14 protein-coding genes are annotated in these 14941 nt (G+C 56.6%); 12 read left to right on the top strand and 2 right to left on the bottom strand.

Translation table 11 applies throughout. The annotated features are described in order from the left end of the window. Nucleotides 1-51 precede the first annotated feature (51 nt). A complete protein-coding gene (locus M655_RS21235) occupies nucleotides 52-510 on the top strand; it encodes a TspO/MBR family protein (RefSeq protein WP_026557921.1) in 459 nt (152 codons plus the stop codon). Between the two features lie 19 nt (nucleotides 511-529). Here M655_RS21235 and M655_RS21230 read toward each other — a convergent pair whose 3' ends face one another. Further along, nucleotides 530-1822: an amidohydrolase gene (locus M655_RS21230; RefSeq protein WP_007782791.1), complete on the bottom strand. Its 1293-nt coding sequence runs from the start codon at nucleotides 1820-1822 to the stop codon at nucleotides 530-532. Between the two features lie 209 nt (nucleotides 1823-2031). Here M655_RS21230 and M655_RS21225 point away from each other — a divergent pair, with 209 nt between their 5' ends. From M655_RS21225 to M655_RS21180, 10 genes are all read left to right on the top strand, one after another. Continuing rightward, nucleotides 2032-2889, top strand: a complete 858-nt coding sequence (locus M655_RS21225) for a MurR/RpiR family transcriptional regulator (RefSeq protein ID WP_035423134.1) — start codon at nucleotides 2032-2034, stop codon at nucleotides 2887-2889. Nucleotides 2890-2910: 21 nt separating this feature from the next. Continuing rightward, on the top strand, nucleotides 2911-3948 hold the full coding sequence (locus M655_RS21220; RefSeq protein ID WP_026557920.1) for a serine hydrolase domain-containing protein: 1038 nt from the start codon (nucleotides 2911-2913) through the stop codon (nucleotides 3946-3948). 57 nt (nucleotides 3949-4005) lie between these two features. Continuing rightward, on the top strand, nucleotides 4006-5304 hold the full coding sequence (locus M655_RS21215) for an ABC transporter substrate-binding protein (protein ID WP_026557919.1): 1299 nt from the start codon (nucleotides 4006-4008) through the stop codon (nucleotides 5302-5304). 26 nt (nucleotides 5305-5330) lie between these two features. Next, nucleotides 5331-6320, top strand: coding sequence for a carbohydrate ABC transporter permease (locus M655_RS21210; RefSeq protein ID WP_025846786.1), 990 nt, complete (start codon nucleotides 5331-5333; stop codon nucleotides 6318-6320). A gap of 60 nt (nucleotides 6321-6380) precedes the next feature. Next, a complete protein-coding gene (locus tag M655_RS21205) occupies nucleotides 6381-7205 on the top strand; it encodes a carbohydrate ABC transporter permease (RefSeq protein ID WP_026557918.1) in 825 nt (274 codons plus the stop codon). Further along, a complete protein-coding gene (locus M655_RS21200) occupies nucleotides 7192-8166 on the top strand; it encodes an N-acetylglucosamine kinase (protein WP_026557917.1) in 975 nt (324 codons plus the stop codon). Before M655_RS21205 ends, M655_RS21200 begins: the two co-directional genes overlap by 14 nt. 8 nt (nucleotides 8167-8174) lie before the next feature. Further along, nucleotides 8175-9077, top strand: a complete 903-nt coding sequence (murQ, locus tag M655_RS21195) for an N-acetylmuramic acid 6-phosphate etherase (RefSeq protein WP_026557916.1) — start codon at nucleotides 8175-8177, stop codon at nucleotides 9075-9077. 173 nt (nucleotides 9078-9250) lie between these two features. Continuing rightward, the gene (locus tag M655_RS21190) at nucleotides 9251-10663 is read left to right on the top strand and encodes a PAS domain-containing sensor histidine kinase (RefSeq protein ID WP_007782763.1); all 1413 of its coding nucleotides are present in this window, start codon (nucleotides 9251-9253) and stop codon (nucleotides 10661-10663) included. Nucleotides 10664-10696: 33 nt separating this feature from the next. Then, entirely contained in the window at nucleotides 10697-11023 is a 327-nt protein-coding gene (locus M655_RS21185) for a DUF3870 domain-containing protein (RefSeq protein ID WP_005831450.1), read from the top strand. A gap of 27 nt (nucleotides 11024-11050) precedes the next feature. Continuing rightward, entirely contained in the window at nucleotides 11051-12265 is a 1215-nt protein-coding gene (locus tag M655_RS21180) for a sensor domain-containing diguanylate cyclase (protein ID WP_005831448.1), read from the top strand. On the opposite strand, the gene nhaC is transcribed toward M655_RS21180, so the two are convergent. After that, a complete protein-coding gene (nhaC, locus tag M655_RS21175; RefSeq protein ID WP_005831446.1) occupies nucleotides 12262-13632 on the bottom strand; it encodes a Na+/H+ antiporter NhaC in 1371 nt (456 codons plus the stop codon). The two genes, M655_RS21180 and nhaC, sit on opposite strands and share 4 nt — an antisense overlap. Before the next feature lie 365 nt (nucleotides 13633-13997). Between nhaC and M655_RS21170 the strand changes: the two genes are divergently transcribed. After that, entirely contained in the window at nucleotides 13998-14921 is a 924-nt protein-coding gene (locus M655_RS21170; protein ID WP_007782751.1) for an NAD(P)/FAD-dependent oxidoreductase, read from the top strand. The last annotated feature ends 20 nt before the right edge of the window (nucleotides 14922-14941 follow it).

The raw sequence follows: 14941 nt of genomic DNA, 5'->3' as shown, positions 1-14941 counted from the left end.
GATATAGAAACATAGGGAAGAGAGCCTGGCAAAAAGGAGAGGAAAGTCTCGATGAGCACTTTGCACCATACGCTGCTGTTTTTCTCGGTGATCGTCCTTTATTCATTGGCGAGCCTCGCCTTTCCGGGGGGCGGGGCCTGGTACGAGTCGCTGACCAAGCCTGAAGGCACGCCGCCCGACCATGTGCTCAAGATCGTCTGGTTTATTTTGCATGTGCTCATTGCTGTATCTGTCGTCATTGCTGTTCGCCGCAAGCAAATGAATCGGGAGCTTTTGCTTCTGTACGGAATAAACTGGTTTTTTCATCAGTTGTTTACGCTGTTGTTTTACAGGCTGCAATTGCCGTTTTTGGCCGCCGTCGACACGATTCTCATCCTGTACTCGACCTGGGTGCTGATCCGGGCGATTCGGCCGCTGGACAAGATCGCCTCCTCCTTGTTGATCCCGTATTTGCAATGGAGCCTGTTCGCCATCTATCTTGCGGTTTCGTTCTGTGTGCTGAACCTGTGAGCGTTGGGATCGTGCCGGACTACAGCCCTGCGACGAGCCGCTTTGCCCGCTCTGTGGCTTGGCGATACACGTCCTCCCAGGAGATGGTTTGCAGCTTGCGGTCGCGCATCAAAACTTCGCCGTTGACGATCGTGGTATCGACATCCGCGCCGGTCGCGCTGTAGGCGACGAGCGAATGCAGGTCGTGCAGCGGGGCGAGGTGCGGCTTTTTCAGATCGAGCAGGATGAGATCGGCGCGTTTGCCTGTCGCAAGTGTGCCCACCTCGTGGTCGATCCCGAGCAGTCTGGCGCTCTCGATCGTCGCCATGCGCAAAACTTGCTCGGCTGGCAGCACGGTCGGATCGCCATAGTGCAGCTTTTGCATCCAGGACGCCGCCTTGATTTCCGCAAACATGTCGAGCGTCGTGGCGCTGCCTGCTCCGTCGGTGCCCAGGCCGACCGTGACGCCTTGGGCGAGCAGCTCCGCGACAGGAGCGATTCCGCAGCCGAGCTTCAGATTGCTCACAGGGTTGTGCGCGACGCCGCCTCGCATGCCGCGCAAACGGCCGATGTCCTCTAGGCTCAAGTGGACAGCGTGGGCGAGCAGGACGTGATTTTCGTGAAAAGTCCCCAGCTCCTGCAAATACTCGGTCGGCGTCTGGTCGTATTTCTCGCGGATTTTTTCCACTTCCTCGCGGGTTTCGGCCAGGTGGATGTGCAGCGGAATCCGGCGGCTTCTGGCGAGATCGACGACCTCTTTCAGCGGCTGCGGCGGGCACGTATAAGGCGCGTGCGGCCCGAGCATGGTGGTGATTCTGCCGTCTGCCGCACCGGACCATTTGTCGATCAGATCGAGCGCTTCGGTCATGCGCCGTCCGCCGTCATCCTGCAAAAAGATCAGGCCGCGCGTCAGGGAAGCTCTGATTCCGCTGTCCCGCACGGCTTCGGCTACAGCGTCCATGTGCACGTACATGTCGGCAAAAGCCGTCGTGCCAGAGGCGATCATTTCCGCAATCCCGAGCATCGTTCCCCAGTAAACGTCCTCTGGCGTCATCCGCGCTTCCGCTGGCAGCATCTTTTTGTCCAGCCAATCCATCAGCTTCAGGTCGTCGGAAAAAGCTCGCAACAGCGACATGCTCGCATGATTGTGGGCGTTGACAAGGCCAGGCATGGCGACCATGTCTTTGGCCGGAAGCACGGTGCTGGCAGACGCTTCAATCACGGGTGCGAGCTTCGCAATCCGCCCGTCCGCAATCAAAATGTCCCCGACCCACGGCCGTTCTTTTTCCACCATCGTCAAGATATGGCACCCTTTAATCAGTAACGTGTTCATGCAACCATCCTCCTTGGATTTCTGTTCGGTTGCAAGCGTAAAGCTTCACGCGGCGGCAGAGTCAAGAGGGAAATTTGTCTCGAAAAAGAGAAGCAAAGCAGTGCTGATTCGCCGGATTCTGTAATATTGTTTATTAGATAACAATTGACTCAAGAAATAATACTACATAAAATGGTGATAAGATACGAAGGAAGAGAGCGGTGGCGCATATGTTAAACGGAGGACTTGTCAGCCTGCAGGCGATTTTGGACGAATTGAAGCCATCCGAACGCAAGGTGGCCGAGTATATACTGGCTCACCCGGAAGATGTGGTGAAGCTGTCGGTGCAAAAGCTGTCCGAGCTGAGCGGAGTATCGGAGGCGACGATTATTCGCCTGGCTCGTTCGCTGAATATGAAGGGCTATCAGGAGCTGAAGCTGCGGATTGCGGGCGACTTGAACAAACAGACGGCGCCCACGAGCTATCAGGAAATCATGATGGAGGGCACGACCGAGTCGATCATGCAGGCGGTGAGCTGGAACAACATTCAGTCGATTCAGGACACACTCTCGGTCCTGTCCAGCGAAGAAGTGAACAGAGCCGTCGATGCGCTGTCCACAGCGAGAAAAATAGATGTGTACGGAGTAGGAGCCTCCGCGGTCATTGCCGACGACATCAGGCAAAAGTTTTCCCGCATCAACCTGTGGTGCGAGGCTTACTCCGATTTTCACGCGCAACTGACCTCGGCTGTCAACCTGTCGGAAAAAGACGTCGTCATCGGCATTTCCTATTCGGGGCAAACCGAGGATATCATCCAGTCGCTGACAGAGGCGAGACAGCAGGGCGCCACGGTCATTTCGCTGACCAAATTCGGGCCTTCGCCTGTCGCGGATTTGGCTCATATCCGGCTGTTTACCAGCTCCGTGGAAAAAAGCATCCGCAGCGGGGCGATGGCTTCCCGGATTGCGCAGCTCAATGTGATTGATATTTTGTTCATCACGATGGTCAGCAGAAAGCAGGATGATGTGATTCCGTTGCTGGAAAAAACGCGGCTGGCTGTCAGCCGGACAAAACGCTCATCCAATTGACGAAAAGGCGGAGGGGGAAATATGGAGGCGCTCGAAAAACTGTTGCAAGGCTGGATCGGCGAGCGACTGCTGCCGGGAGCTGCCCTGCGCGTCGTCCGCGAGGGGCGTGTCTGCTACTCGCTCGATGCGGGAGCTACGAGTATCGCCGACGGCCAGCCGATCACGAAAGACACTTTGTTTGACTTGGCCTCGCTGACAAAGGTGACAGCGACATTGCCCGCGCTCCTGCTCTTGATGCAGGAGGGGCTGCTCGCCCCCGATGACCGGATCGGCGCATTTTTTCCGGATTGTCCGCCCGATAAAGCCGCGATCACGATCGGGCAGTTGCTCGCGCACACGTCCGGACTGCCAGCAGATTTAGAGACGCGCAGGCGGGATAGCGAGATCGTGCTGCCTGAGCTGTTGTATCGGCAGCAGTTGCTGCAAAAGCCGGGCGAGCGAGTCGTCTACAGCGATCTGGGCATGATCTGGCTCGGCCTGCTCATCGAGCGAGTGGCAGGACAGCCGCTGGATGCGTTTGTCGCACAGCGGGTTTTTGCCCCATTGGGGATGGCGCACACTTGCTACTGTCCTGACGGGAGGTGTTTTCCGAATATTGCAAAAACTGAATATTGCTCGCTCACAAGCGCGTACATCTGTGGGGAAGTCCATGACGAAAAAGCGTTTGCCATGGGCGGAGTCGCGGGGCACGCCGGGCTGTTTGCGACTGCGGACGACTTGTGCCTGTACGCGCAAAGCTGGCTGTACAATGAACCGCCCTTGCTTGCGGAGCATTGGCGCGAGCTGGCGGTGCGCAACCACGCCGGGCAAGCGGGCGAAAGCCGCGGTTTCGGCTGGGAGCTGAACCAGGCAGGAACTACGCTCAGTTGCGGCGATCATTTTCATCCCGCGAGCTACGGACATACGGGGTTCACCGGGACCAGCATCTGGATCGACCCGGTCCGGGAGCTTGCCGTCATTTTTCTCACCAATGCCGTTCACCTCGGGCGCAATCATCAGCTTCGGCAATTGCGGCCCATCCTGCACAACGCTGTCACGACCGCGCTGCAAACGGTCTGACTGATAAAGCGAGAGCACGTGTATGATCGCTTCGAAGAAAAAGGGGGAGGGTTCTGGATGAAGCATTTCCGTTTTCGAAGGGCGGCGTCTGTCTTTTTGGTAGCAGCCATGGCACTGGTCGGCTGCAGTTCAGGTGGAGGGGAGCAAACCGCGCCGGGCACCCAGCCTGGTGGCAATGAGGGCGGCGGACAGCAGGTGACGCTGTCCATGCACAGTTGGCGGGTCGAGGACACAGAGGGCTACAAGGCGATTATCAAAGCGTTTGAGGCCGAGAACCCGAACATCAAGATCGAGTTCAAGCCGTTCAAGGCAACCGAGTACAACACCATCCTCAACACCGCGCTGCAAAGCGACAGCGGACCGGACATCCTGCAACTGCGTCCGTATGCCCCGGGTATTTCCCTGGCGGAAGCAGGCTATCTGGAGTCGCTGGACAATGTGCCAGGCATCTCCTCCTTCCCCAAAGACGTCCTCGCAGCGGCGACAGGCAAAGACGGCAAAGTCTACGGCGTTCCGCTCTCCTTAAATTCCACGCAGTTTTACTACAACAAGAAAATTTTCGAGCAAAACGGCCTGACAGAGCCAAAGAGCTGGGACGAATTGATAGCGACAGCCAAGGCGTTGAAGGAAAAAGGCATCACGCCGATTTCGTTTGGCGCAAAGGAAGGCTGGCTGCTTTCGTTGAGCCACGGCGTGATCGCTCCGGCGAGCTACAGCGGCGGCGACTATCTCGACAAGCTGCTCAAAGGCGAAAGCAATCTGCAAAGTTCCGAGTTTCTCCAATCGGTTACACGCATGCAGGAACTGATTCCTTATTTCCCGGAAAATTATGTGGGGCTCGAATTGAACGACATGCGCACCTTGTTCGCGACGGAAAAGGCGGCGATGTTCATCAACGGCAGCTTTGAGCTGGAAGGGCTGAAAAAGCTGAACCCCGATTTGCAGCTAGATTTTTTCCCGATGCCGACCAACAACGGGCAGTCTGTCCTGACGACATGGGTGGATGGTTCGTATGCCGTCAACGCCAAGTCGAAGCATAAGCAGGAAGCGTTGAAATTCATGGAGTTTATGGCGACCAAAAAGTTCGGCGAGCTGTTCGCCAACCAGTTCAAGCGTATCAGCGCAGTGCCGGGAGTGTCGACAGACGATCCGCTCGTAAACAAAATGGCGGAGCTGTCGCAAACAAGCTCGACGCCTTACCTGATGGTCGTGCACTTCGCCGAAGGACAGCCGACAACGAAGCAAACGCTGGAAAACGCCCTGCAAGGCATGTACTTGGGCAAGCTCACGCCCGAACAGGTCGCGGGGGAAGTACAGAAGTCCGCCGCCACCTGGTTCCCTCCGTTTAAAAGGTAGGCAGTGATGATCGTTGGCGGGAGCGGATGAACCGTAGCCCTCCCGTCCGCGAAAGCCAAAAGGGGGTGGAGATCATCGGCACGAGGAACAGGCATACGATTCGACCGAAGGGGCGGGCGCGCTGGCTGATCCACCTGTTTCCCTTGCCCGCCTTGATTGTGTACACGCTGTTTGTCCTGTACCCGATTCTTAGCGCTTTTTTGTACAGCTTGTACGACTGGCAGGGCATCAAGCGGGGAGTGTTTGTCGGGCTGAAAAATTTTGTCACGCTGTTTACGGTGGAGCCGTTCAACGAGATGTTCTGGAACGCCTTCGGGCACAACGTCTCCTACTTTGTCATCGAAATGATCGTGCAAAACGGGATTGCGTTCGGCCTCGCCTTTCTCATCTACCGCAAAATTCGCGGCTCGGCCTTTTTGAAAATCGCTTACTTCATGCCGCGGCTGCTGTCTGTGATTGTGATTGGTTTTTTATGGAAATTAATCCTCAATCCGAATTACGGAGCGCTGAACACGCTGTTGGCCGAGGTAGGACTGCAGGAGTGGGCCAGACCGTGGCTGGGCGATCCGGATACGGCGCTGATTGCGATTATTTTGATTAACTGCTGGTTTGGCATCGGCTTTGCCATGCTGATCTTTTTGGCCGGATTACAGGCGATTCCGGAAGAGCTGATCGAGGCAGCCAGGCTGGACGGGGCGCGGGGCCTGCGGTTGTTGTGGAAAATCATCCTGCCGCTGTGCATGCCGGCGATTACGATCATGACGATCTTCACCTTTATCCAGGCGTTCGAAGCGTTTGAGCTGGTGTACGCGATGCAAGGCTCGATGGGCGAGCCGTTTCGCTCGACGGATACGCTCGCGGTCTACTTTTATCGCATGGCGTTTTCCAGTGCGGGCGGCGCGGGAGACTTGGCTGTCGGACTCGGCTCCGCATTGGCTGTCGTGCTGTTTTTCATCGTCGCGTCCGTGTCGGCTGTCTCGCTGTACTTGATGCGCAAGCGCGAAGTCCAGCATTGAGCGATGGAGCGGACCCGCGAGCAGGCTGGGGCTGAACCGGAACGGGAAGGGGGGATGCAGGTGAAAACGAGCGTAGCGGGCAGGGCGGTTTCGTATGTGGCCGCGTATATGTTTGCATTGGTGTCGCTCTATCCGATCGTGTTAATGATTCTTTCCTCGTTTAAAACGAACAGGGAGATTTTCGCCAGTCCGTTGTCGCTGCCGCAGTCGTTTGGCTTTGCGACGTACCGGAAGCTGTGGGAAGCGGTGCCGTTTGCCGACTTTTTGCTGAACAGCGTATTGGTCAGCGGGATGTCGGTGCTGATGATTACGGTCTTTTCCGCGATGGCTGCCTTTTACTTGTCGCGCTTTTCGTATCGCTGGACAGGGGTGCTGTACTTCTTTTTCATCATCGGGCTGATGATTCCGATCAAGCTGGGGATTGTGCCTTTGTTTTTGTTGATGAAAAATTTCGGGCTGCTCAATTCGCTCTGGTCGCTGATCCTGATCTACACGGCGAGCGGGATTCCGATCTCGGTGTTTATTTTGACGGGGTTTTTCCGCACGCTTCCTGTAGAGCTGGAGGAGGCGGCGCGGATTGATGGCTGCAGCCACTTTCAGGTGTTTTGGCGCGTGCTCTTGCCGCTGATCCGGCCCGCGCTCGCGACGGTTGTCATCATCAACTTCATTCACGCCTGGAACGACTTCTTTTTCCCGCTGATCTTCATTCAGGAAGACGCGCTGAAGACGATTCCGGTGGGGATGATGGTGTTGTTCGGGGAGTACGAAACAGATTGGAGCCTGCTTTTTGCCGGGCTGACGTTGTCTGCGCTGCCAATGATCGTCGTGTTTTTGCTGGCGTCCAGACAGTTCATGGAGGGGTTGACCGCAGGTGCAGTTAAATGACGGGAAAAAATGGTTTATCGGGATAGATGGAGGGGGGACGAAGACAAAAGCCGCCATCTGCGACGAGCAAGGGCAAGTGTGGGCGATCGTGGCAGGGGAGTCATCCAATCCGCTGTCGCGGCCGTGGGCACAGGTGGAGGCGACGCTGCAACAGCTCGTTGCGACTGCGTGCGAGCAGGCGGGAGCGAGAGCGGAAGAGGTGGCGGGGCTGTTCATCGGTCTGGGCGGCGCTGATCGCCCGGCGATTCGGGAAAAGCTGCACGCTTCGTTTGCAGAGGTGTGGCAGGAGCGGCTGCACGTGGACAACGATGCGGTTCCTGCGCTCTACTCCGGGACGTGGGGGCAGCCGGGGATTGTGCTCATCTCCGGTACAGGCTCGATTGCGTGTGCGCTGACAAGCGGAGGGGCGAGGCACCGCGTAGGCGGTTGGGGCTATTTGCTTGGCGATGAAGGCAGCGGCTACGATCTCGGAAAAAAGGCGGCCATGGCTGTTTTGCGCGCATATGACGGTCGCGGCGAGCCGACTGCCTTGACCGGGCTGTTTCTTGCCCATTACCAGGTGGCAAGCCCGGAAGAGCTGATCGGCGTGATCTACGGGGCCAGCAATCCGCGCATGCGCCTGGCCGGGGCGAGCGAGCTGGTGGAGCAGGCGGCACGGCAGCAAGACAGCCTCGCGTGCAGACTGATTGCAGAAGCGGCGGACGATCTGCTCGAGTTGGCGCAGGCATGCCTGGAAAAGACGCAGGAAGCACTGCCTGTCGTGCTCGCGGGAGGGCTGCTTGCCACCGACACGCTGGTCAGACAGCGAGTGATGGATAAAGCTTCGTTTTCGACGGTCATCCCGGACGTGCCGCCTGTGATCGGTTCTCTGGCAGCGGCGATCACGGGCACAGGCCACCGCCTGGACGAAAAAGCGGCAGAGAAGTTGCGAAAAAGCGGTACAGCCTTGGAAAAGAGGTGAAGCCCAGCATGGACGAAAACCTGCACCAGCTTCAGACGGAAATGCGCAATCCGGCCAGCGAGCGGCTGGATCAGATGACGGCGCTGGAAATCGTCACGCTGATGAACGAGGAAGATCACAAGGTAGCGGTCGCCATCAAGCGGGTGCTGCCGCAAGTCGCCGAAGCTGTCGAGCAGATCGTGCAGGCGCTGTCGGGCGGCGGACGGCTGTTTTACTTCGGAGCCGGTACGAGCGGGCGGCTTGGGGTGCTGGACGCCGCCGAATGCCCGCCGACTTTTGGCACGGATGCTTCCGTCGTGCGCGGAATCATTGCCGGCGGAGTGCAAGCGATGACAGAAGCCATCGAAGGGGCCGAAGACTCGCACGAGCTGGGGCGGCAGGATGCGCGCGAGGCGGGAGTCGGGCAGGGCGATGTCGTCGTGGGGATCGCGGCCAGCGGGCGGACGCCTTATGTGCTGGGAGCGCTGGAAGAGGCGAGGGCGCGGCAGGCTGCAACGATAGCGCTTTCCTGCAATCCAGACCCGGACAGCAGCAAAAGCGCCGACATCGCGATCAACATCGAAGTCGGTCCGGAGGTCGTCACCGGCTCTACCCGGCTCAAGGCAGGCAGCGCGACGAAGATGGTGCTGAACATGCTGACGACTGCGAGCATGGTGCAGCTTGGCAAAGTGTACGGGAATTTGATGGTGAACGTGCAGGCGACGAACCAGAAGTTGCGGGAGCGCGCGAAGCATATTGTCATGCAAGTGACGGGAGCGTCGTACGAGGAAGCGGACCGATTGCTCGGGGAAGCGGCAGGCGATGTGCGAGTGGCGATCGTCATGCAAAAGACAGGCTTGGCGGCAAAGGAGGCGGCAGAGCGGCTGGCGCGTGCAGGCAATAAGGTCAGGGCCGCGATTGAGCACGGGTAAGAATGCTCCCCTCTATCCTATAAAAGAAGATTTATATACATTTCACAAACCCAGGGGATGGAAACGGCAAAAAGAATAGGGTAAAATTGGGTATGAATAGCATTTGAGAACGGTTAAGGCTATTTCCGCTAGGCGGAGTAGCCGTTTTCTCGTCCCAGGAGGGGAGGGGCACAATGAAAGACCTGTTGGATAATGAGTGCAGGAGCAGTCTTCTCTATCGCTCCTTCTTCGAGCAAATGGTGCAAGCGGCTTTTTGGCTGGATCAATCAGGAAGCGTTTGCAGAGGCAATCCCGCCTGCGAAGCGCTGACAGGCTACGCAGCAGAAGAGTGGGAGGGCTACCCGTTTTGGAAGCTTGCCATCGCGGAGGAGCAAGAGACAGTGCGCCGTCAGACGCAATGCGCAGTAAACGGGGAGCCGATGCCATTTTGCACGGTTTTCGCTCACAAGGCTGGTCCGCCGGTACCTGTCCATATTACGTATGGCGCATTTTTGGCAGAAGGTGCCACGATTGGCTATTACGCGATGGTGCAAAAGCTGTCGCAAGCCGTGGCCGACAGCAGGGAGGCCCAATCGTGCAAGGTGCTGGATCTCTCGCTGGAGGCGGCCTTTATCTACGAAAAAGGAGAGCTGAAGTACGTCAACCAATCCGGAATCAGGCTCATGGGAGCACGAGGATACGAGGAGCTTTTGCCCTATCCGTTCACTTCCTTTTTCCACCCGCGCGACATGCCTTTGATTCACGAGCTGCAAAAGCGGCTGGAGCGGGGAGAGACGACCTCGCCGATTGAGGTGGAGCTGATTCGCCTGGACGGCACGCGAACGGATGTGGAGGTTTGCGGCACATCTGTGGTCATTCAGGACAAGCTACGCCATTACATATTGATACGCGATATGACAGAGCGCAAAAGGGTGCATGAATTTTTGCAAAACTCGGAAAAACTGGCGCTGGTGGGACAGTTGGCGGCGGGGATTGCCCATGAGATACGCAATCCGCTGACTTCGTTGAAAGGCTTTATCCAACTGATGCAAAAGGACGGCATGCGCAAGCCGGAGTACTTTTCCATCATGAGCTCGGAGCTGGCGCGGATCGAGATGATCGTCAGCGAGCTGTTGGTGCTGGCGAAGCCGCACGCGTCTGCCTTTGAGGTGCACGACTTGACCAATCTCATCACCCATGTGGTAACGTTATTGGAAACAGAGGCGATTTTGCAAAAAGTGACGATCCAGGTCGCGTTTGAATCGCCGTTGCCTATGGTTCACTGCGATGAAAACCAGTTGAAGCAAGCGTTCATCAACTTTTTGAAAAACGGTATCGAGGCTACATCAGGCAGTGGGGAAATCGTCATCCGGCTATGGTGCGAGGGCGACAAGGTGGTCATCCGCTTTGAGGACAATGGGGTAGGCATCCCGGCGGAGCAGCTTGCCCGGCTGGGAGAGGCTTTCTTCACCACGAAGGAGACGGGAACCGGCCTCGGCCTGATGGTCAGCCGCAGAATCATCGAAAACCATCGAGGAACATTACGGCTGATGAGCACTCCAGGAATCGGAACGACAGTGGAGGTATGTTTGCCCGTCATCAGCTAGAGCGGGGCGAATGGCGAAGGGGAGGACATGCAGATGGCTGAGTGGAAAAACAAAAACACAGTGCTGACAGCGGGATTTGCCCAAATCCCCAAAGGGACGACGCTGTACGAGGTGTCGACGATGGTGGGCTGTGTGCTCATCATTGATGCCGATGACGGCGTCATATGCGATGCCAGTTTTACCTTTGTGATGGACAAGACGAGCGAGTTTTTGGTCAGTCTGCTCGTGGGCAAGTCAGTGGCAGGGGGGATGCAGGAGATTGCGCAGACGATCCAGGAGCGTTTTCTCGCCCCCGGACAGGGAGCTGTTTTGCAGGCCATTCGTGCGGCTGTCGATCGTTATCACGAGAAAAAAGCGTAAGCCTACCCAATAGCCGGAGGGTTGTACATGCATGAAAACAACGCCGTAAGAGAAGCGTACGCAAGACATCTGCTGGAGCGTTACAGCGGCTGGCTCAGCCGTGTTGACGCCGTGGATCAGGAAGAGATCGAGGCGGTAGCCCGCGAGATTGACGAGGTGTTGGCAACAGAAGACGGGATGCGGCACAAGGAGCTGCTGAAAAAAATCAGCGAGTTGCGGGACAAGGTATCCGAAATGATGTGGATGTCGGAGCACATGAAAATTTTGCACGACTTGAGCCATATTTTTGCGAAGACGTTTGAGGAAGACAAGATTTTGTGGAAGGCTTTTGAGCTGGTCTCCCGCGTGATGCGCGCCGACGCCTTTTTCATCGCGTTTTTTGACGAGGGCGACAGCGAGATCAGAATCCCGATCAGCATCGACAACGGCATCAACTACGGGCCGATTACGGTTCCGTACGGCCAGGCGATGATCTCCAAGGTGATTGAGACCCGGCAAACGATCCACATTCGGACGATGAAGGACGAGCCGAGCGAGCCGGAAATGATTCGCTGGGGCAGCCCGGAGATCGACACGAACACCTGTATTTTTGTGCCGCTGATGCTGGGGAATCAGATCAAAGGCGTCATTTCGGCACAGTCCTATCGCGAGTTTGCCTACAAAAAGGAGCACGAGGAGCTTTTGAAGATCATCGGCTTCCAGGTGGCGAGCGCGATCGAGACGGCGCGTCTGTACGAGCGGATGTACCAGATGTCTTTTCAGGATGAACTGACGGGACTTGCCAACTACCGGGCGTTCCACCGCGATCTGGAAAAGCTGCTGGGAGAAGAAAGCTCCCCGGTGGCGTTGATTATGCTCGATTCGGACAGTTTGAAACTGGTGAACGACCATTTCGGACATCACGCGGGAGATGAGCTGATTAGAAGAATCGCCGAGGCGATGAAAGCCGTGGCAGGGCGAGAAAATACGGCCTACCGCTATGCGGGGGACGAGTTCATGCTGCTCTGCCCGAAGGCGACGATGAAGGAAGCGGAGGAAAAGGTGCGGGCGATCCGCGACTTTTTGCGCATGCACCCATTATTGCAGGACAATTGCTGCATCCCGATCGCGGTCAGCGTCGGCATCGCGCGTTTTCCCGACGACAGCGACACGGCAGACGGCTTGAAGCGGGCAGCAGACGAGGCGCTGTACCGCTCCAAGCGCAGAGGGAAAAATTGTACGACCGTGTATGCGACAGGCTAGTGTCTAGTTTCGACTGTGACTTTTGGCTGCCGCAGAGCAAACAGGAAAGTCAACAGCGGCGAAATCCACAGGTAGATTACATACGGCAAGTAGTCGATTGTCGCCACGTGCAACGTTGAGGTGAAAAAGGCCCCGCTGACGCCCCAAGGAATGAGCGGGTTGACGAGCGTCCCGCAGTCTTCGAGCGTACGGGAAAGCCGTCTGCCTTCGATCCCTTGTTTGACAAAGGCGTCGTGGAACATTTGCCCCGGAAGCAGGATCGACAAGTACTGTTCGCCTGTCAAAAGGTTGACGAGGATGGACGACGAGCCGGCCAGTCCGACCATGCCTGCCGCTTTTTGGATGCGCTGGATCAAGCCTGCAAACAAGGCTTCGAACACACCGCTGTACTGCAAAATACCACCGAGAGACAGGGCGATGAGAATGAGGGCAAGTGACCAGGTCATGGACAACAGCCCGCCCCTGTTCACGATAGAAGCAACGGCTTCGTTGGCGATTTCGCTGGCGAAGCCGTTTTGCATGACGTTCATCCATTCGACCGGGGAGTGAACGCCTTGCACGAGAGCAGCAGTCGCGACTCCGCTCAAGATCCCGAAGACGAGGGTCGGCAAAATCGGCTTGCGCAAGGCAGAACAGACGAGCACGACGGCAGCAGGCAAAAGCGTCGTGATTCCCAGGGAAAAATGCTGCGCAAGCACCGTCTGGATTTCCTGGATCGCCTCCAGGCTTACGTCAGCGGACTGTCCCTGAACGGCGAAGAAAATCGCCGTAATCAGCAGGCCGGGAATCGCGGTGTGCGACATGAATTTGATGTGATTCATCAAAGAGACGTTGGCAATCGCAGCCGCAAAGTTGGTCGTGTCTGACAGCGGGGACATTTTATCCCCGAAGCAGGCGCCGCAAATAATCGCCCCGGCTGTCATTAGCGGGTCGAGCCCGAGTGCGGTCGAGACGCCCATCATCGCTACGCCGATCGTGCTGATCGTCGTAAACGTGCTGCCGGTGACGCTCGAGACGATCACGGTCAAAAAGAGGGCGCTGATCGTAAAGTACTCCGGCGAGATCAGCGAGATGCCAAGGTGCAAGATCATCGGAACCGTTCCGCTCATCATCCAGACCCCGATCAACACCCCGATCAGACAGAGGATCAGCATCGGGGCGATGGCGGTCTGGATGCCTTTGACCAGCCCTTCTTCCATCCGCTTCCACGGCACCCCGAACAGCCGCAGGAGCGTGGCCGCCGCAATCGTGGCGGCAAAAAGCGGCATGTGTGGCTCTACTTTGCCCCAGAACAAGGCAGGAAACAGGATGCCGAAGATCGCCAAAAGCACCCAAATACTTTGCGAAAATGAAATAGATTTGTTCATGATGGCAACTCCTTGCAAAATCAGGCTAACGCGAGCGAGCAGCAAGCAAAGAGACGTGGGCTTTCATGCTTTCGCGCTTTTTGGCTTTGTTGCTTTTTCGCTTTTGTGCGTTCCAGTGATAGGCGTACTTTATCCTGAATGGTTTGATTCGTCAACGCGTTCGCTTGTATTCGGAATCGCAAAATAATACGGAGTAGTAGCACATTTTCGTCCGCTATACGTTTGACTGGCATATCAGCCGATAAAAATTCCTTATTTAAAATTATTATAAAAAGATATTGACTTTTACTTGATATCTAGTAAAATGAGAACTGTTCCTAGTTAATAATAATTATAAATTGAGAGAAAGAAAGGGGGAGCCATTCATGTACGATGTAATCATAATCGGCGGCGGCCCGGCTGGTACATCCGCTGCGATATATACAGCCAGGGGGAATCTGAAAACGCTGGTGATCGATAAGGCGCCAGGCTCAGGTGCGCTTGCCCTGACACATAAAATCGCCAACTATCCTGGCGTGGAAGGCGAACTGACGGGAAAAGAACTGCTCGACAAAATGCGCAGGCAGGCGGAGAGCTTCGGTGCCGAGTTTATCCAGACGACGATTTCAGCCGTCGATGTCGAGGACGAAGTCAAAAGCATTTTTACCGCGCACGGCACGTTTGAAGCAAAAGCGGTCATCGTGGCGACTGGCTCAAAAGGGCGCAACCGCATGCTGCCAGGAGAGGAAGCTCTGCTCGGACGCGGCGTCAGCACATGTGCGACGTGCGACGGAGCGTTTTATGAAGGCAAGCATGTCGCCGTGATTGGCGATACGGAGGAAGCGCTGGAGGAAGCCCATGCGCTGACCAAGTTTGCGGGCAAAATTACGTTTTTGGTGCCGCGTGCCGATCTGCAAGGCGTGGAGGAGGTGCCGGAGCTGCCGAAAACAGACATCCTGTACCGCACCCGTCCACTGGAGATCGTCGGCACGAATACAGTAGAAGGTTTGCGCATCCGCAATGCGGCAGGCGACGAGGAAGTGCTTTCCGTAGACGGCGTGTTCGTCTTCCTGTCCGGCAGCAAGCCGGGGACGGATTTTCTCGACGGCCAGGTTCCGCTCGATGACGAGGGCTTCATGATCCTCGACGAATACATGCAGTCTTCTGTTCCAGGCGTGTTCGGAGCCGGAGAGGTGCGCAAAACCCCGGTCAAGCAAGCCGTCGTGGCAGCGGCAGACGGTGCGATTGCGGCGATGGCCGTGGACAAGTACATTCACAAACGTTCCAAAGTGGTTCCCCAATACAAATAATTCCCCCAACATAAAAGGAG

It is taken from the genome of Brevibacillus sp. NSP2.1 (assembly GCF_000470975.2).
GTDB classification, from domain to species: domain Bacteria; phylum Bacillota; class Bacilli; order Brevibacillales; family Brevibacillaceae; genus Brevibacillus; species Brevibacillus agri.
The sequence above is the reverse complement of the archived record's forward strand: the minus strand, read 5'-3'. Positions and strand labels throughout refer to the sequence as shown.

What these genes read in the sequence shown, in the direction of transcription:
- M655_RS21235 (WP_026557921.1), top strand. Translation starts at nt 52, where the DNA reads ATGAGCACTTTGCACCATACGCTGCTGTTTTTCTCGGTGATCGTCCTT.
- M655_RS21230 (WP_007782791.1), bottom strand. Translation starts at nt 1,822, where the DNA reads ATGAACACGTTACTGATTAAAGGGTGCCATATCTTGACGATGGTGGAA.
- M655_RS21225 (WP_035423134.1), top strand. Translation starts at nt 2,032, where the DNA reads ATGTTAAACGGAGGACTTGTCAGCCTGCAGGCGATTTTGGACGAATTG.
- M655_RS21220 (WP_026557920.1), top strand. Translation starts at nt 2,911, where the DNA reads ATGGAGGCGCTCGAAAAACTGTTGCAAGGCTGGATCGGCGAGCGACTG.
- M655_RS21215 (WP_026557919.1), top strand. Translation starts at nt 4,006, where the DNA reads ATGAAGCATTTCCGTTTTCGAAGGGCGGCGTCTGTCTTTTTGGTAGCA.
- M655_RS21210 (WP_025846786.1), top strand. Translation starts at nt 5,331, where the DNA reads ATGAACCGTAGCCCTCCCGTCCGCGAAAGCCAAAAGGGGGTGGAGATC.
- murQ (WP_026557916.1), top strand. Translation starts at nt 8,175, where the DNA reads ATGGACGAAAACCTGCACCAGCTTCAGACGGAAATGCGCAATCCGGCC.
- M655_RS21190 (WP_007782763.1), top strand. Translation starts at nt 9,251, where the DNA reads ATGAAAGACCTGTTGGATAATGAGTGCAGGAGCAGTCTTCTCTATCGC.
- M655_RS21185 (WP_005831450.1), top strand. Translation starts at nt 10,697, where the DNA reads ATGGCTGAGTGGAAAAACAAAAACACAGTGCTGACAGCGGGATTTGCC.
- M655_RS21180 (WP_005831448.1), top strand. Translation starts at nt 11,051, where the DNA reads ATGCATGAAAACAACGCCGTAAGAGAAGCGTACGCAAGACATCTGCTG.
- nhaC (WP_005831446.1), bottom strand. Translation starts at nt 13,632, where the DNA reads ATGAACAAATCTATTTCATTTTCGCAAAGTATTTGGGTGCTTTTGGCG.
- M655_RS21170 (WP_007782751.1), top strand. Translation starts at nt 13,998, where the DNA reads ATGTACGATGTAATCATAATCGGCGGCGGCCCGGCTGGTACATCCGCT.